This is a genomic window from Oceanobacter mangrovi (assembly GCF_019740315.1).
In the GTDB taxonomy this organism is placed as follows: domain Bacteria; phylum Pseudomonadota; class Gammaproteobacteria; order Pseudomonadales; family Oceanobacteraceae; genus Oceanobacter; species Oceanobacter mangrovi.
This window is the reverse complement of sequence record NZ_JAHXZR010000006.1, coordinates 237464-254628: the sequence shown is the minus strand read 5'-3', so window position 1 is coordinate 254628 and position 17165 is coordinate 237464. Positions and strand designations below refer to the sequence as shown.

The following is a 17165-nucleotide window of genomic DNA, read 5'->3' as shown; positions in this document are numbered from 1 at the left end:
TACCCAAGGACGTCCAATGAACAGCCCGCAAGCCGGCATCTTTCGGGAAGGTTATTCCGCCTTCTATTACCTCGAATATCAGCTCAGTGACACGGCTACCGTCGCCCTGATCAAACAGGCCTTGCAACAGGCAAACCGTGTTGCCATTGATGGTGTTTCGGTGGTGGTAGCGTTTGGTAAACAGGCCTGGGATCGTCTGAATCCTGACTGGGCACCAGCGGACCTGGTACCGTTCACGACACTCGAAGGGGTTAATGGCCATACCAGCCCGGCAACCCAGCGCGATGTATTTTTCTGGATTCACAGCAGCAGCCCGGACGACAACTTCGACGCAGTTATGCAAATCCAGAACGCCATGCAAACGGTGGCGGAATTGCAGCTCGACCTGCCGGGATTCCGTTACCACGATGCCCGTGACCTGACCGGTTTTGTCGACGGCACCGCCAACCCGAAGGAAGACGCCCGGCAGCTGGCGGCACTGATCCCACAAGGCCAGCCAGGTGCTGGTGGCAGTTATGTACTGAGCCAGAAATGGGTTCACGACCTGGCTGGTTTTGGCAAAATGCCGGTGCCAGAACAGGAAAAGGTGATTGGTCGCACCAAGGCTGATGACATTGAACTGGAAGGCGACGCCATGCCGAACAACTCCCACGTCAGTCGTACCGACGTCAAGATCGACGGCGTTGGTATGAAAATCTGGCGGCGCAGTGGGCCATATGGGTCGGCCAGCGAGCAGGGGTTGTACTTCCTTTGTTTTGCCTGCGAACTGAAGCGCATCAGCGTTCAGCTGGAACGCATGTTTGGCCTCACTGAGGACGGGCTGCACGACCGTTTGATTGAATTCTCCAAAGCCGTTACCGGCTCCTATTGGTTTGCTCCCTCCAACGAAGATCTGGCTGCCTTGCTGCAATTGCCTGAGTAAGTGCTTGACTGTCGGATGGCGCAAGCTTATCCGACCTACACAAATGCGTAGGTCGGATAAAAGAGCGTAGCGAGTGCCATCCGACTGCTATCGGGCAGCCATCCATCTCGATAGCCTCTCTCACAAGCGTTCTAAAAAACTCCTGATAATATTTGATCCCTTGTGAGACAAAAAAGTATCATCTGCGCCAAATTGGATTTAAATGCGGTGATGCTGTGTCAGATTCACGTGATCAAATTCTCGACTCACTGGCGTTTGCGCTGGTGAACTCTCCCCGCGCCACGCTCAAAGACCTCGCTGAAGCCGTGGGTATCAGCAAGGCGACGCTGCACCGGATGTTTGGCGTTTCCGGTGACCTGACCGTTCGCGAAGATATCGAAGCCTGCCTGGTGGCGCGGGCCCAGGGGGTTGTTGCTGACCTGACGACGTTGGTGGATCAGCCTATCGGCGATTACCGTCAAACATTGCAGACCATGATTCGGCTGCATTTTGAGAACAAGGAAGTGCTGCGCTACATCGTGGTGTGTCTGCCGTTTGAGGAACTGGCCATGATGCTGATGTATCAGCAGGCACTGGACCGCTTTATCTTGCGCGGCCAGCAAGCAGGCATATTCCGTATTGACCTGGCCATGCCAGTGCTGTCGGAATTCTTCGGGGCCCTGATCGGCAGCATGATCGACGCTGAGCGTCGCGGCCGGGTGGCACCGGCGCAGGTGGCCGATGCGGTCGAACAGTTTTTCTATTATGGCGCTCTCAATCCCGGGTTGCGCAGTCAGCAGCTGGATCAGGAAAAACTGTCATGAGTGTGCCGTTACGTCGTACGTGGTGGCTGTTGCCGGTCGCGCTGGTGGTTTTACTGGTGTACCGCTGGCTGCAGCTGCAAGGCTCAGAAGAGCTGCAACCTCAGGTCCAGCCACCGGTGAAGGTGGAAACCATTCAGGTGGTGCCGCAAACCCTGACTCAATGGGTGTTTGCCGAAGGTACGGTGCAGGCCAGTCGCAAGGCGTATCTGAATTTCGAAAGCAGTGGCCGGGTTGAGCGGATTGCGCGGCTGGCCGATGGCAGTCAGTTGCGCGAGGGCATACGGGTGTTCGGGCCGGTTGACGGTGCCCGTCATGGCCAGCTGTTGGCACAGATCGACAGTCGGGATAACTACGAAAATGTGCAAAGTCTGGAAGCCCAGCTGCAAAGCATGCGGGCCCAGAAACGCGAAGCGGAAGCCCGTTTGCAACAGGCTGAAAACGAGCAGCAATTGAGTGATGCCAACTTCGCCCGCTCGCAGGAAGTGTTCGAAACCGGCGCGATTTCTCGCAAGGATTTTGACCGCGAAAAAACCTCCAATCTCAACGCCGCGACGGCGGTACAGGTGGCCCAGACAGCTGTTAGCCAGATTGACTCGCAAATCCGCCGGGCCGTGGCAGAGCTTAATCGCGCCACTATTGCTCTCGAAAAAACCAGTTTGTTTGCGCCGTTTGATGGTGTGATCACCGCCATGAATATCCGTGAGCAGAATTATTTTTATCCGTCTCGCAGTGGTAACAACGATCGCGATCAGGAAGCTTCGGCAGCGATTGTGGTGGTTGATGATGCCAGCCTGGAAGTGTCAGTCGAATTGGACACCCGTCAGGCGGCGCTGCTGCAAGAAGGCCAACGTGTGATGCTGGCCGGTGACGATGCCGCACTTTACAAGGCCGAGCAGCAGGCTGACTTCAGCCAGATCAGTGAAGGCCGGGTGTGGTCGGTGAGTCCGGCAATCAATTTGCAAAGCCGTACCCAGCGGGTGCGAGTACGTATTGGTGATGGTAATCGGGGCTTGCTGGAAGGTCAGTATGTGCGGGCCTGGATTGAAGCCCGGGTGCTCACGGACATTGTTGCGATACCTATTCATGCTTTGTCGTTTCAGCAAGGCCAACCGTTTGTGTTTGTGCTCAATACCGCCAGTGGCAAGGTGGAACGCCGCGATGTGACACTGGGGGCGGCAGGCTTGCAGTTGCTGCAAGTCAGCGATGGCCTGCAGCCAGGTGACGAGGTGGTCAGCCGTGGTCAGCATTTATTGGTAGATGGTGCTGATGCTGTGGCAGTAGGAGGCTGATGCTGTGAGCCCGTTACTGCGTAAGCTTTTTGTTGAAACCCTGCTGGCGCGGCTGTTGCTGGCGCTGGTGCTGGTCAGTGGCTTGATGGCTTACACCGGCATGGTGCGGGAAAACTACCCGGATCTCGATATACCGTCGGCGGTGGTGACCACTGTCTGGCCGGGCGCGGCGCCAGAGCAAATCGAGAAGCAGGTGACCAAATATCTGGAAGATGAGATTAACGGCCTGCGAGGGCTGGACAGCTATTCCAGTGGTTCCTACAACTCCTATTCGGTGATTTCGGTAGAATTTGATGCCGATATGTCCAAGGTCGAAGCCATGGGGCTGTTGCGGGCGGCGGTTGACAAGGCTCAAGCCAAATTCCCCTCCGATGCTGGCATCGAGAAGCCGGACATCGAAGAAATGTCGATGAGCAATATGCCGGTGATCAGCTTTTCGTTGAGTGGCCCGGTGGATGATCTGTTGCTGTCTGATACGGCTTCACGACTGCAGGACGAAATGGAAGGCCTGCCGCTGGTCAAAAGTGCTGACATCAGCGGCTTGCGGGAAAAAAGTCTGCACGTCGAGCTTAACCCTTCGCGCATGCATGAGCTGGGTTTATCGCCTCTGCTGGTGCTGAATCGCTTGCAGGCGGCCAATACCGACATGGCCTGGGGCGAATTTGAAGCCGATAAAAACACCTTCAATCTTTATATGGCGGGTCGGTTTGAATCCTTGCAACAGGTTGAGCAGCTGCCCTTGTTACGGCGTGGTGACGATCACACGGTGCGGCTTGGTGATATTGCCAATGTCAGCCTGCGGCTGGATCGTGAAACCAGTCGTACTTTCTTCAGTATGGATGGTAGTGACTATCAGCCTGGCGTAACCCTGGATATCAAAAAGCTGCCGGGGGCTGACAGCTTTGCGGTCATTGACCAGACGCTGGCGCTGGCACAGCAATTCCAGCAACAAAACTGGCCTGCTGGTCTGACGCTGACGCACATCAGTGATGATGGCGAAATCATAGAGCAGTCGTTTAACTACATCTCTTCATCGATGCAACAGGCAGTCGTGATCGTCTTTCTGGTGCTGATGCTGTTGTTGACCTGGCGTGAGGCGCTGGTGGCCGGGCTGGCGTTGCCGGTCAGTATTCTGGGTGTGCTGGCGGTGATGGCCGTGGTCGGTTATTCCTTCAACAGTATGATTATGATTGGTCTGGTGCTGGCGCTGGGCTTGATGGTCGACGTGTTTATTCTGGTAATGGAGGGCATGCACGAGAACCTCTACGTGCGTAAACAATCATTTGGCGAGGCAGCGGTTAGTACCGTCAAACAGTTCCTGCTGCCAGCGGTCGCCGGACAGCTGACCACTATTTTGGCGATGGTGCCGATGATGATGGTCGGCGGTATCGACGGTAAGTTCATTCGTATCCTGCCAATCACCATTGTCGTAACGCTGTTGTTGAGCCTGCTGGTGGCCTTCCTGATCTGTATTCCGCTATCGCGTTATGTGCTGGAGTCCGGTGCTCGTCAGACGCCTCACACACTGCCTATCGACCGTTTGACAGACACCATGAAGACCGGGCTGGCCAATTGGTTGCGCCGTTATGTGGTGGCCAGCCGCTGGTATTCTGTCGCCTGGGTCGGATTGGCTTTCAGCCTGTTTGTTGCTGCTGTGTTGCTGGCGGGCTTGTTGCCTTCGCTGATGTATCTGGAGTCGGACGACCGTAAGATCGGGGTGTCGATTGAATTGCCGCCAGATGCCACGCTGGAGCAATCCCAGCAGGTGGCAGATAAGGCGGGTGCTTTCCTGCGTCAGCAGGACTGGATCGAAAAAGTAGTGGTCTATGTGGGGGCGAAAAGCCCGATGACCATGGCTGGTATCCGTGATGCGCTATTACCATCCGAGAGTTCCAATCTGGTTGGCTTCAGTTTGACGTTGCAGCCAAAAGAGCAGCGCGAAATGTTGTCGTTCGACTATTTGCCGCTGATTCGTGACGGTCTGGACAAGGCACTGGCCAATGAGGCCGGGCTGACTTACAAATTGGTCCACATCGGTGGTAATCCGGACACCTCGGCACCGGTGCAAATTGATCTGATTGGCGCCGACTATGCCACCTTGATTGGCCAGGCGGCGGAACTAAAGCGGGGGTTGCAGGCGGTGCCAGGAGCAACCGACGTGGCGGACAACCTTGGCCCGGTGCTGCATGAGCTGAGATTTCACGCGCGGCCGGAAATGCTCAGCTTTCACGGACTGGATGAAGCCGAGCTGGCGCGCCAGATCCGGGTAGCGATGTCTGATGACGAAGTCGGCTATTACAAGGTTGCCGGTATCGCGGATGACCTGAAGATTCGTCTCAGTGTCGACTGGCCGAGTCGTCAGGGGAATCTTGGTGGGCCTCGGCACTTGTCTGAGCTGGGTATGTTGCAGGTGGCAGGCAAGTCCGGTGAAACGGTGTCCCTGTGGCAGCTGGCGGACTTTGAAGTGGTGGATGTGCCTCGGGTTTATGTGCACAGAAACGGCCTGCGGGCGGTGACTGTGATGGCGCAGACCGATGGTCGTACCGCGACTGAAATCGTTAACGACATCACTCCGGTATTACAGCAGATGCAGCAGCAATGGCCAGCCGGGTATCACTATCGCCTCGGCGGTGAAGTCGCCAAATCCGGCAAAAGTTACGGCGATATGGGGGCTGCCTTTGTAATCGCCATGCTGGGTGTTTATGTATTGCTGACGCTGATGTTCAACTCCTTCCTGCAGCCGGCGATTATTCTTCTGGTGGTACCACTGGCCATGACAGGGACTTTCCTTGGTTATTTCCTCAGTGCCACTCCAATGACTTTTTCGGGCATGATCGGCATTGTGTCGCTGGCGGGGATTGCGGTGAATAACGGCATCGTCCTGATCGATACGATGAATCAGCATCTCAAGGCTGGTGAAAGCCTGCATGATGCGGCGGTGCTGGGTGCCAGTGATCGTTTGCGGCCAATTATCAGCACCAGTCTGACGACGGTGTTGAGTCTGGTACCACTGGCGATATCTGATCCGACCTGGTTCCCGCTCTGTATGGCGATTATCTATGGTTTGGGCGCGTCTACGGTGACTGCGATTGTAGTGGTGCCAGCCTTGTTTTATTTGCTGACACCGCGCAAGAGGGCTGAGCAAACGCTGGTTTCCTGATCTGGATGGCTGCTGCGCACCTTATTCAACCTGAAAATATGTTTGTGCAGGTCGAATAAACGAGCGCAGCGAGTGCCATTCGGCAGGCCGCTGCCAATCCGTTCAGCAGGTCAGGACACCTTGTATTCCATACCCCGGAAACCACTGCAGCGTTCGAACACATCAAGCGTCGGTGGTACGGATTTGTGGTGACAATACTTGGCCACCAGTTTCGCCAGTCCCTTGATGTCACGACCACAGGCCTGCGGGAACAGCTCGGCGAGGGTGTTGACCATATCGTCGCTCAGCGGCAAACCAAACTGGTCGGACATCACTCGCCAGATGCGCTGGCGATCTTCAATTCCTGGTGGATGGTACTTGATCAGCGCAATACAGCGGCTGACGATGGCTTCGTCGATGTCGTTGACACGGTTGGTGGTGAGGAACAGCAGGCCATTGAAATATTCCAGTACCCGCAGGAAGACGCCGACCACGGCGTTGGCGGCGATGTTGTCGTCACGGCGTTTGATATAGACGTCAGCTTCGTCGATCAGCATGACTGCTCCCCAGCGTTGGGCGCGGGTGAGGGTGTCTTTTAAGGCCTGTTCCATCTCCATCACGTTGAGGCCGAGCTGACCGGAGTGGACCCGATATAACGGCCGTTTGATGATTTCCGAATATACCTCGGCAGTGAGGGTTTTACCCACCCCGGCAGGCCCTGCACACAGTACCGTGGTGCCGCCGGATTTGCCTTCGACGATGTCATCCATCAGCAAGTCCATTTCGGCGGTCAGAATGTCGATCAGGTCCGTATGCTCTGGTGGCAGCACCAGCTTGTCTTTAAGTTCCGGCTTGTATTGGTACAGGCGCATGTCATCGACGTGAACCCACAAGTGATGATGCAGGTCGAGGTGGAACATCAGCACGTAACCGTGCACCGGCATTTCGGTGAAAACCGTGTCGTTCATGCCACCGACGACCTGCTCAACGGCCCGTTCAACCTTGTCGTTGAAGTTCATGCTGCGGCCAGCCTTGCGCAGATATTTGTTAGCTACCTGGCCAGGCACCTGCAAGGTCAGTTCACGATCCTGAATAATGGCTTCGTCGTTTACCAGGCGGGCCCAGCCGCCACTTGATGACAGCACCACTCGGGTTTTGCGGGTCCAGTCACGGGCGCGGTGAGCAGATGCCGGGTCTTCGGTGTAGATACCCGTGCCGCGGGCTTCAAACTGGGTGCCGGTTTGTGGCCGCCACTGATGATAACGCTCCAGTGCATCGTCATAACTGGCCAGCATGTCTGGTGTTTCTTTCAGATAGCCCTTGGCGATCAGCATTTCGGGCAGGGTTTTGCCATCAATATCGCGTTCCAGAAAACTCAGGCTGGTGGTGGTGACCTTGGCCATCGAATTGGCTTTCAGTTCCAGCAGAATACGGCCGGATTCTTCTTCTCCTGGCGGTGTGAAATCGAGACGGGTGACCAAAAAGGGCAGTGGTTTGCCAGCCTGGTTGACCTTGAACAGCCAGCCGCGTTCGCTGTCTGCCAGGTAACCCAGCAGGTCAGGCACCATGGATTCGAGATCTTCTTTAGCATAGACCTTCTGGCCGTCGGTCAAGGCTTGCAGCAGGGTAGCGACCAGTGCTGACTGGCTGCGATGGCTTTCACCCGCTGCCAGGTACAGCTGATACAGGTGTTCGATGTGCTGCTGCGCCAGTTGCTGGAACGGCACTTCCGCGCGCGGGCCGAATTTCAGCTGTTCAGCCAGAAAGGCCAGTTCGGCGAATTCTGCCACCAACGAGTCTACAAAGGGTTTGTCGATCACAAATTTCATGGCGGTACCTTGCTGGTTTGGTTTGAGTCAGTTTGTCGTTGTCTGTTTTACAGCCAGGGTGCAATAGCAAGGCCATTGACAAGTCATTGAAATAGAAGGGTTTTTTGAGTTTTTGAGTGGTGTGATAGGCGACGCGATAAGAATTTGTGTCGGAAACAGGACAATATCGACCTGCTGCTGCCTGGGCGTTAACAACGCATTGTCCATTTATCTGAAGGTGTGATAGCGGCAGGGAAAGTGAGACCTGAGTGACAATTTTTGACACCAACTGCCATACAGGGTCATAAATTGTCAGAATCCAGAAAACGTCCCGGAATCGAACCATAAAATTCGCTAATTTGAACGGGTTTTCAGAAAACCCGGAAAATTCACGTGACCAAAAAATTCAAACTGATCTCTAAAGCCGCGCCGCTGGCTGGCTTTCGCGAAGATGAGGTTTACCAGTCATTGCTGGCGATGCAGTTGCGACCGGAACAAGCCCGGGCACTGCTGAACAACCATTTGACCATCAAGCGGGATATGGATCAGGGACTGGCGTTAAGGGTCTGTGATCGTTTTCGGGAAATCGGTCTGGATGTGCGGCTGGAGGCTTATACGGTTAAAGATCCACAGGCCTCGGTTTCTTCAGCGGTGGTATTTGGCGAACTGAATGGGGTATTCGAACAGCCATTGAAGCCTGCCGAAAAGTCGCTGCACTACAAAAAGTCCGTCCTTCAGGCTTTGGTGTCGGCGTTATTGGCTCCGGCAATATACGGCTCCGTGATTCTGGCCGTGCTGCTGACGGTTATTTGGTACGTAACCGATGGTCATGCACAGCTTTTTGGTGAGTTCAGTGACCGCAAGTATTACCTGACGTCTCAAGTATGGCTGCTGCTATTGGCGATTCCGCTGATCGCCGGTGGCTTGTTGGTGCTGTTCTTGTTGTACCCTTTGTGGCCACAGCCGGATTCCGGCAAAAAAGTGGTGCTGGAGCGTAAGCATCACCGTGAGTTTTATCAGGTGATCGATGCCATGGCGAAAGCCATGGGAGTGCCAGCTCCCGAGGTTGTCGAACTCAACAGTGAAGTCAATGCTGCTGCCGCACCGGTTAATGGCTTCCGAAGCCTGGCACGGGGCAAAATGAAGCTGATTCTTGGGTTGTCGCTGGTGGCGGGCTCTTCTGTGCAGCAATTATTGGGAGTGATTGCCCACGAATTTGGCCACTTCAATCAGCCCAAATCCATGATGGCTTATCTCTGGATCAATCGTGTCAGCAGCTGGCTTGCAGAATGCGCCAGTGGTCGCGATTACTGGACCCAGAAAATTGAACAGTGGCTGGAAACCGTGGAGTATGCACCTTTGCAGTATGCCTTGGTCATTGCTGCGTTTCTGATGGACAAGATCAGCAGGCTGTTTGCCATGTTACTGCGCTTGCATATCCGCATGACCCGAAGCATGTCTCGACAGATGGAATTTGATGCCGACCTGTACGAAGCCAAACTGATTGGCAGCAAGCAGTTCCGCGCATCTTCGGTGAATCTGCGGAAATTGGCCCGGGCGGCCAGCTGGGTGCTCGACAGCAACTTTGCCGCGCTCGATGAAAAGGATCAGCTGCTGAAAAACATTCCGGCAGAAGTGGTCAGCGTTGCAGACAAGAACACCCGCAGCCTGTTATTGCAGATTGAATACGATCTGCAGCTGGAGCAAACCGAGTTCTGGCACACCCATCCTGCGGACATTGATCGCATTAACCACGTTGAGCTGGCCGATGAGGCGGGGATCCTCCGGTGTGATCATCCGGCCCGGTTGTTGTTCAGGGACTTTGACCAACTGTGCGAACGAGTGACGCTGGCCTTGTATTATCAATACGGCATTCATGGTGCACCGGACTTTATCGTCGAAAATGATCAGATTGTGGTTTCCGCACCGGGTAGCAGCACCGCTTCTACTGCGTTCTAGGTACTTCCTTTCCCCGACCCTGGCAGGGCTGTCCGAATGGTCAATTAGCAGCTCTGGCAGGGAATCCTCTCGCCGTTTTTAACAAATTAGTAATCTTGACCTTAGCGTCAGGTTTGTCTCTGTGAGAAAATTGCGCACTTTTTTGTACAACAGCGTTAATTCCAGAGGTAAACATGAGCGTTCATGAGATTCGTCACCCGTTGGTGCGCCACAAAATCGGCCTGATGCGTAACCAGCATATGAGTACCCGTGGTTTTCGCATGTTGGCCGGAGAGGTTGGCAACTTGCTGACCTACGAAGCGACCAAGGATCTGGAACTGGAAGACTACCAGCAGGATGGTTGGTGCGGCCCGGTAACCTGTCAGCGTATTCGCGGCAAAAAAATCACTGTGGTGCCAATTCTGCGTGCCGGTCTGGGGATGCTGGACGGGGTGCTGGAATTGGTTCCCAGTGCCAAGATCAGTGTGGTTGGTCTCTACCGTGATGAAGAAACCCTCGAACCTGTTTCCTATTTTGACAAGCTGGCGGGAGATATCGACCAGCGTATGGCGCTGATTGTTGACCCTATGCTGGCGACTGGTGGTTCTATGGTGGCAACCATTGATTTGCTGAAAAAACACGGCTGTACAAGTATTCGTGCGCTGGTACTGGTGGCCGCTCCTGAAGGTATTCGCAAGGTGCAGGAAGCTCACCCGGACGTTGATATCTACACCGCCTCGGTTGACAGCCACCTGAACGAAAACGGCTACATCGTGCCGGGTCTGGGCGATGCGGGCGACAAGATTTTTGGTACCAAATAAACGTTGTCAAAAACCGCTGTTAACCCCGTTTAAAAAACCAAGGGAAACGATTCATGCAAACTCAAAACGCTAATCTGTACTCTGGCTGGCGATTGCTGCTGGCTGGTGGCCAGATGCTTTTCGTCGCCTTCGGCTCGCTGGTGCTGGTGCCGTTGATTACCGGTCTGGACCCCAGTGTGGCGCTGTTTACTGCCGGTCTTGGCACGCTGATTTTCCAGTTCACCACCAAACGCTCGATTCCGGTATTCCTGGCCTCGTCGTTTGCTTTTATTGCACCGATTATTTTTGCCGTCGAAACCTGGGGTAAGGCTGCCACCATGGGGGCCCTGTTCTGTGCCGGTCTGGTGTATGTGGTGCTGTCGGCGCTGGTAGCTCTGCGTGGCCCGGGTTTCCTGCATCGCTTGCTGCCGCCAGTGGTTACCGGTCCGATCATTATGGTGATTGGTCTGGGGCTGGCCCCGGTTGCTGTCAACATGGCGCTGGGCAAAACCGGTGATGCCTCAGCGCAACTGTTCCCCTATGCCGATGCCATCATGGTGTCGATGCCCGCCTTGCTGACCACCTTGCTGGTGGCAACGTTTGCCAAAGGCATTTTCCGGCTGGTGCCGATCCTGGCTGGGGTAGCAGTCGGTTACGCACTGGCGGCCTTTAACGGTATGGTGGATTACAGCGCAGTCAGTGCCAGCAGCTGGATCAGCCTGCCGGGTTTTGTGATGCCGGAATTTGTCCCGGCAGCCATCCTGTTTATGTTGCCGGTGGCGATTGCACCTGCAATTGAGCACGTTGGTGATGTGCTGGCGATTGGCAGTGTGACTGGCAAGGATTACGTCCAGAAACCGGGCTTGCATCGCACCTTGCTGGGTGATGGTCTGGCAACGTCGGCAGCGTCATTGTTCGGTGGGCCACCAAACACCACTTACTCTGAAGTAACGGGTGCGGTAATGCTGACCAAGGCGTTTAATCCGGTGGTCATGACCTGGGCAGCGGTGTTCGCGATTTTGCTGGCTTTTATCGCCAAGTTTGGTGCCTTGCTGCAAACCATCCCGACGCCGGTGATGGGCGGCATCATGATTCTGTTGTTTGGCTCGATCGCCGGTGTAGGTATGAACATTCTGATCAAGGGCCGGGTGGATCTCAGCGCCCAGCGCAATCTGGTGATCGTCGCAGTGACCATGGTGTTTGGGATTGGCGGTATGTCGATTGGTTCCAGCGACTGGCATCTGCAAGGCGTTAGTCTGTGCGGTATTGTTGCCATTGCACTGAACCTGCTGTTGCCTCATCCGGATGAGTCCAATGACCTGCACGAAGAGCAGGAAATTGTTGAAGACATGGTCGATCACGCTCGCCATTGATCTTTGACGGCGCTGCCTGAACGGGCAGCGCTTGTCTAACTGCCTGTCTACTGGTTGCGAATTTCTTCTTCCAGTTCGCTCAGAACCTGAATCACCTCAACACTGGCTGCTTCCATCTGTTGCAAGCGGCTGATGGACTCCCCGTGTTTGCCAGAAAGCGCAGCATTAATGGCCCCGAAGCCATTGTCATGAACCTGCCGGTGGCATTTATCCAGGCGTTTATAGGCACTGAACTGACGATACATCTCGTGGCCCTGGCCCTGGTGGTACCACTTGCCAAGACGACAGCTGGTATGGTCGGCCAGACTGTTGGCGCCGTCTTTGTCTTCCGTGCGAATAAAGGCGTAGACCTGACTTTTCCAGACCACGTGATCCAGTTTGACCGCTTCCAGAAAGCTGACCGAAGCCGCGTAAGCCAGGCTGGAGTTGACCTGTTCTCCCAGGTTGGCAATGCCATCGATGCCGGTTGAGATAGTGTCGGTTTCGCGAATCAATAGTGCTCCCTGATCACCAACTGTTTGAATACCGCTGGAAACGCGATTGACTTCAGTGCTGATGGTGCCGATCAACTGGCTGATTTCAGCGGTGGCATCGGCGGTGCGTTTGGCCAGATTACGGACTTCGTCAGCAACTACGGCAAAGCCGCGACCTTGTTCACCAGCTCGTGCGGCTTCAATAGCAGCATTCAGGGCCAGCAAGTTGGTCTGTTCGGAAATGCTTTTGATCAGGCCAATAAAGCCCTCAATATCCCGGGCGACCTGCGACAGTCCGGTGACTGCCTGGGAGGCATCGTTGGATTGTTGATGAATGGAGCCGAGCTGGCTGCCGAGTTGTGACAGCACCTGTTGGATGTCGACAATACTGCTGCTGGACTGGCGCATGGAGACAGCGGTCTCGCCGATGCCTTCTGCCATGGCGGCAAGAGTGTGGCGAATATCATTGATCGCGTTAGCGGATTCGGACGCCATAGTCTGCAAATTGAGTTTGCGGTCCATACGCTCAAGGCTGTAATCGCTGCGCATATCGGCGACAACTCTTACCTTGTGCAGCAGCTGATTTTCCTGCTCAAGTTGATGAATCCGTTTTTTCAGTGCGGTGACTGATTCCGCCGATTCATCGACCTTGCTTGTACGTCTGAATAGCATGCCCGGCTCCATGATCTGGTTATCGTGGTAAGTCTAGACAACAATCAGCACAACAGCATTGGCGGGTACTCAGTTTTTCAGCCACCTCAATTGGCGCCAGACGCTCTGCTGTTCGGGAGTGAGGAAACTCCAGGCAAGAAAACGACTGTTTTTCTGGCCCTGAGACATTTCAACAACTTGTTGCTGGACTGCGCCAAGCGACCGTAACACCTTCTGCAACGCCGGAATAGCCGCCTGACGGGAAACCAGTGAGGTGAACCAGTAGACCTGGCTGGCGAATTGCTGGCTTTCCCGAATCATGTTGCTGATAAAGGCGACTTCGCCGCCTTCACACCAGAGTTCGTTGCTTTGACCGCCAAAATTCAGCTGCTTCTGGTCCTGCGGTTTACCATCCCATTTACCGAGGTTTTTCCATTTGCGCTCGTTGCCGCGCTGCATTTGTTGCTCAGACTCATGGAAGGGTGGATTACAGAGCGTCAGGTCGAGAAATTCATTGGCTTGCAAAATGCCGCTGAAATAGTGCTGGCGGTTTGTCTGGGTGCGCAGGGTGATGGCTTTCTGCAGTCTGGGGTTGGCAGTCAGAATGGCGGCGGATGACTCCAGTGAGCCGGGGTTGATATCGGCAGCCATAAAACGCCAGCCATATTCGCTGTGGCCAATCAGCGGATAAATACAACTGGCGCCACAGCCAATGTCGAGCACCTGAATATTTTTCCCCGCCGGTTGTTTGCCCTGGTTCGCCTCTGCCAGTAAATCGGCGAGATTGTGAATATAGTCGGCCCGGCCAGGAATTGGCGGACACAAATAACCTTCGGGGATGTCCCATTGCTCGATCTGGTACCAGTGTTTTAACAGTGCCCGATTAAGAACTTTAATGGCAGCCGGATCGGTGAAATCAATAGAATGGTTGCCTTTTGGCGTCAGTCGGATAAACGGCAGCAGCTCCGGGCAGCAAGCGCTAAGGGCACCAAAGTCGTAGCTGTCCTGATGGCGGTTACGCGGGTGCAGGCTTCCGCGTTTGGCCAGCTTGCCAGCTGCCGGTTCAGGATTGCTGCTGGACGCTGTTCCTGGCCGACGAGCCGATTTGCCACTCTGCGGTCGGGATTTTTGGGGACGTACTTGGTCAGGAGCGGGGAGCTTGCGCGACATGTCTGGTTTCGTAATAGCAGGAAAGCGAAATTGTGCGCCAGTATAGGTGTCTCGCAGCCAATCTTCAGCCAAAACCTGAATTGTCTGCCAAACTATAGGGAATTGGCGCACCGGGAAAAAATATTTACTGTTGAGACTGGCGGGATTCGTTATGATCGGATTGTTTGACAACATTGTTAGTAATGGAAGCTCGACTCGATGAATTCATTACGGGAAGAATTCTCTCGTCCCCGTCAGGAACTGGTTTCTTCTATCTATTCCCAGTTACCAATTGTCGCGATCGGAAATACCTTTCTGGTTGTTGGTAACCTGTTGGCCTACCACGAAAAAATAGATCCCGCAGTGTTGTGGTCTTATGGCATGGCGGCCATTCTACTGCCACTTATTCGGGTGCTGTTGTTCCTGAATTATCGCCATCATGGCTTTCAGCATCGCAGTCTTCGTCACCACAGCCATATTCTGCAGTTGATTTCTCTGGTCAATGGACTGGTTTGGGGGGCCTGGGGTGGTTATGTGGTGGTCAATGTCCCGGCCGCTGAAGTTGGCGTGATGGTCATTCTGCAAGCCGGTCATTGTGCCGGTGCGGCTTCAACGTCATCTGCCTCAAGGATTGGTCTGGTTTCCTTTTTGATACCAGCACTGGGACCCTTGATCTATTTTGAGGCGATTACCGGAACCCGTGATGGTCTGATTCTGGCCTCTGGTTTTCTGGTTTACACCATTCTGGCGATCAGTTCATCGCAACGGATTTACCGTACCCTGTACGACAGCATTTTGCTGGCGGAAAAAAACCGCCAACTGGCTGACCAGCTATACCGCTACTCGCATACTGACAGTCTCACTGGAATTGCCAACCGGCGTTCCTTCAATAGTCGCTACGATGAATTGTGGCAGCAACTGGAATCTACTCAGCAAGCGTTTTCCCTGTTGTTGTGCGATGTTGATTTTTTCAAGAGCTACAACGACAGCAAGGGCCATATGCTGGGCGATGAATGCCTCAGAAGTATCGCTATCGCGATGAGGGAGTATTTTGCGGGCACTAATGCGATGGTCGCACGTTACGGCGGTGAAGAGTTTATCGCCCTGTTACCGGGGGTGGGCGAGGCGAGGGCGCGCGAACTGGCAGAAGGGTTACGGCAGAAAATTCATGATGCCGGGATGCCTCATGAGTTGTCAATTCCGTGGCAGCGCGTGACCATATCGGTTGGTTTGGCCAGTCATGTTGCAGGCGATGGTATCAGTCAGAATGAGCTGATTGAACGGGCTGACAAGGCGCTTTATCAGGCCAAGGGCAAGGGCCGCAATCGAGTTTGTGCGCTGCCCAGCGAAAACCCAATGCCGGATGCTGGCTCAGCGGCTGTCGCTGGTACTTCCTGAGGCTGTACTGCTGACTGGCTGGTCAGGCGTCAGGGGAATATTCGCTGGTACTATTTTTACACTACCGCCCATTCGAAGTTGCTCCCTGTCAAGATGATCATCAACCGGTCGGTATAGCCTGTTCCCTCGTTTCCAATACAAGGGAGTCAGGCCTTATGTCCGCTACCACTTTTTTTATTCCCAGTGTCAACATGATGGGCAGTGGTTGTCTCAGCGAGGCGGCCACCGCAATTCGTTCATACGGCTGGAAAAAAGCTCTGATCGTCACCGATAAACCGTTGGTCAGCATTGGTTTGCCGGGCCAGGTTGCTGAGCTGTTGTCCGCTCAGGGGGTTACCTCCGTCATCTTTGATGAGGTTAAACCCAATCCGAATGTCGCCAACGTCGAAGCCGGTTTGGCAGTGCTGCAAGCCAACGACTGTGATTTTGTTATTTCGCTGGGCGGTGGTTCGCCCCATGACTGCGCCAAGGCGATTGCACTGGTCGCAGCTAACGGGGGTTCGATTACTGATTACGAAGGTGTCGATCAATCAGCCAAACCGCAATTGCCGCTGGTTGCCATCAATACTACGGCGGGTACTGCCAGTGAAATGACCCGTTTCTGCATCATTACCGATGACAGCCGCCACGTAAAAATGGCCATCGTCGACAAGCACACCACACCGGTACTGTCCGTTAACGACCCGGACCTGATGCTGGGTATGCCAGCGTCTTTGACTGCTGCGACTGGCATGGATGCGCTGACGCATGCTATTGAAGCCTATGTATCAACCGCAGCTACGCCGATCACTGATGCCTGTGCTTTGCAAGCGATTCGGCTGATCAGCCAATACCTGCGTACCGCCGTTGCGGATGGTCAGCACGCTGAAGCTCGCGAACAAATGGCTTACGCCCAGTTCCTTGCTGGTATGGCCTTCAACAATGCCTCGTTGGGTTATGTGCATGCCATGGCACACCAGCTGGGTGGTTTCTACGATCTGCCACATGGCGTTTGTAATGCCATTCTGCTGCCTCATGTGCAGGCCTTTAACGCGCGGGTTGCAGCCGAACGCTTGGCTGATGTCGCTGTGGCGATGGGCTGTAATGTGCAGGGACTGGCAATGACTGAGGCTGCCGACGCCTGTATTACAGCGATTCGGGCCTTGTCGACCGACATCAATATACCGACCGGCACTGCCGCGCTGGGTGCCAAAGTCGAGGACATTCCTACACTGGCGACCAATGCCATGAAGGACGCCTGTGGCGTTACCAATCCGGTACAACCGACCTTTGAGGAAGTCTGCGAAATATTCCGCCAGGCCATGTAGTGTAAAATCAGGCCGGTATAAAACGGGTCTGGAAAACCCCGATATGGCCTGACTCTGTAAACGGCAATAAAACACAATATTGCTGGCAGGACTCTGCTCTGTGACCAGCCTTGAT

12 protein-coding genes are annotated in these 17165 nt (G+C 54.5%); 9 read left to right on the top strand and 3 right to left on the bottom strand.

Annotation, left to right across the window (positions count from 1 at the left end; translation table 11 throughout):
• Positions 1 to 16: 16 nt before the first annotated feature.
• The 4 genes from K6123_RS14465 to K6123_RS14450 all read left to right on the top strand — a co-directional run bounded on the left by K6123_RS14465 (position 17) and on the right by K6123_RS14450 (position 6174).
• Positions 17 to 922 carry a Dyp-type peroxidase gene (locus K6123_RS14465; RefSeq protein ID WP_221798938.1) on the top strand — a complete coding sequence of 302 codons (906 nt, stop codon included), beginning with the start codon at positions 17 to 19 and terminating at the stop codon, positions 920 to 922.
• 215 nt (positions 923 to 1137) lie between these two features.
• Complete coding sequence (locus K6123_RS14460) at positions 1138 to 1725, top strand: TetR/AcrR family transcriptional regulator (protein ID WP_221798936.1); 588 nt, start codon at positions 1138 to 1140, stop codon at positions 1723 to 1725.
• A complete protein-coding gene (locus K6123_RS14455; RefSeq protein WP_221798934.1) occupies positions 1722 to 3014 on the top strand; it encodes an efflux RND transporter periplasmic adaptor subunit in 1293 nt (430 codons plus the stop codon). The genes K6123_RS14460 and K6123_RS14455 overlap by 4 nt, the downstream gene beginning before the upstream one ends.
• A 4-nt stretch (positions 3015 to 3018) precedes the next feature.
• Positions 3019 to 6174: an efflux RND transporter permease subunit gene (locus tag K6123_RS14450; protein ID WP_221798932.1), complete on the top strand. Its 3156-nt coding sequence runs from the start codon at positions 3019 to 3021 to the stop codon at positions 6172 to 6174.
• A gap of 110 nt (positions 6175 to 6284) precedes the next feature.
• Here the strand turns inward: K6123_RS14450 and K6123_RS14445 are convergent, their stop codons facing one another.
• Entirely contained in the window at positions 6285 to 7982 is a 1698-nt protein-coding gene (locus K6123_RS14445) for an AAA family ATPase (protein WP_221798930.1), read from the bottom strand.
• 372 nt (positions 7983 to 8354) lie between these two features.
• On the opposite strand from K6123_RS14445, the gene K6123_RS23385 reads away from it, so the two are divergent.
• From K6123_RS23385 to K6123_RS14430, 3 genes are all read left to right on the top strand, one after another.
• Entirely contained in the window at positions 8355 to 9920 is a 1566-nt protein-coding gene (locus K6123_RS23385) for a M48 family metallopeptidase (protein ID WP_221798928.1), read from the top strand.
• A gap of 173 nt (positions 9921 to 10093) precedes the next feature.
• Positions 10094 to 10720 (top strand): uracil phosphoribosyltransferase, encoded by a 627-nt coding sequence (upp, locus tag K6123_RS14435; RefSeq protein ID WP_221798927.1) that lies wholly within the window; start codon positions 10094 to 10096, stop codon positions 10718 to 10720.
• A 53-nt stretch (positions 10721 to 10773) separates the two neighbouring features.
• The gene (locus tag K6123_RS14430) at positions 10774 to 12072 is read left to right on the top strand and encodes a uracil-xanthine permease family protein (protein WP_221798925.1); all 1299 of its coding nucleotides are present in this window, start codon (positions 10774 to 10776) and stop codon (positions 12070 to 12072) included.
• 47 nt (positions 12073 to 12119) lie between these two features.
• Here the strand turns inward: K6123_RS14430 and K6123_RS23550 are convergent, their stop codons facing one another.
• Both K6123_RS23550 and rlmF read right to left on the bottom strand, forming a co-directional pair.
• Positions 12120 to 13217 carry a methyl-accepting chemotaxis protein gene (locus tag K6123_RS23550; protein ID WP_221798923.1) on the bottom strand — a complete coding sequence of 366 codons (1098 nt, stop codon included), beginning with the start codon at positions 13215 to 13217 and terminating at the stop codon, positions 12120 to 12122.
• 69 nt (positions 13218 to 13286) lie between these two features.
• Positions 13287 to 14366: a 23S rRNA (adenine(1618)-N(6))-methyltransferase RlmF gene (gene rlmF / locus K6123_RS14420; RefSeq protein WP_221798921.1), complete on the bottom strand. Its 1080-nt coding sequence runs from the start codon at positions 14364 to 14366 to the stop codon at positions 13287 to 13289.
• Positions 14367 to 14564: 198 nt separating this feature from the next.
• Between rlmF and K6123_RS14415 the strand changes: the two genes are divergently transcribed.
• Positions 14565 to 15743 (top strand): GGDEF domain-containing protein, encoded by a 1179-nt coding sequence (locus K6123_RS14415; RefSeq protein ID WP_221798919.1) that lies wholly within the window; start codon positions 14565 to 14567, stop codon positions 15741 to 15743.
• A gap of 155 nt (positions 15744 to 15898) precedes the next feature.
• Positions 15899 to 17050, top strand: coding sequence for an L-threonine dehydrogenase (yiaY, locus tag K6123_RS14410; RefSeq protein WP_221798917.1), 1152 nt, complete (start codon positions 15899 to 15901; stop codon positions 17048 to 17050).
• Positions 17051 to 17165 lie beyond the last annotated feature (115 nt).

Excerpts from the sequence above, each read along its gene's own strand:
- K6123_RS14465 (WP_221798938.1), top strand. The coding sequence starts at position 17 with ATGAACAGCCCGCAAGCCGGCATCTTTCGGGAAGGTTATTCCGCCTTC.
- K6123_RS14455 (WP_221798934.1), top strand. The coding sequence starts at position 1,722 with ATGAGTGTGCCGTTACGTCGTACGTGGTGGCTGTTGCCGGTCGCGCTG.
- K6123_RS14445 (WP_221798930.1), bottom strand. The coding sequence starts at position 7,982 with ATGAAATTTGTGATCGACAAACCCTTTGTAGACTCGTTGGTGGCAGAA.
- upp (WP_221798927.1), top strand. The coding sequence starts at position 10,094 with ATGAGCGTTCATGAGATTCGTCACCCGTTGGTGCGCCACAAAATCGGC.
- K6123_RS14430 (WP_221798925.1), top strand. The coding sequence starts at position 10,774 with ATGCAAACTCAAAACGCTAATCTGTACTCTGGCTGGCGATTGCTGCTG.
- K6123_RS23550 (WP_221798923.1), bottom strand. The coding sequence starts at position 13,217 with ATGCTATTCAGACGTACAAGCAAGGTCGATGAATCGGCGGAATCAGTC.
- rlmF (WP_221798921.1), bottom strand. The coding sequence starts at position 14,366 with ATGTCGCGCAAGCTCCCCGCTCCTGACCAAGTACGTCCCCAAAAATCC.
- K6123_RS14415 (WP_221798919.1), top strand. The coding sequence starts at position 14,565 with ATGAATTCATTACGGGAAGAATTCTCTCGTCCCCGTCAGGAACTGGTT.
- yiaY (WP_221798917.1), top strand. The coding sequence starts at position 15,899 with ATGTCCGCTACCACTTTTTTTATTCCCAGTGTCAACATGATGGGCAGT.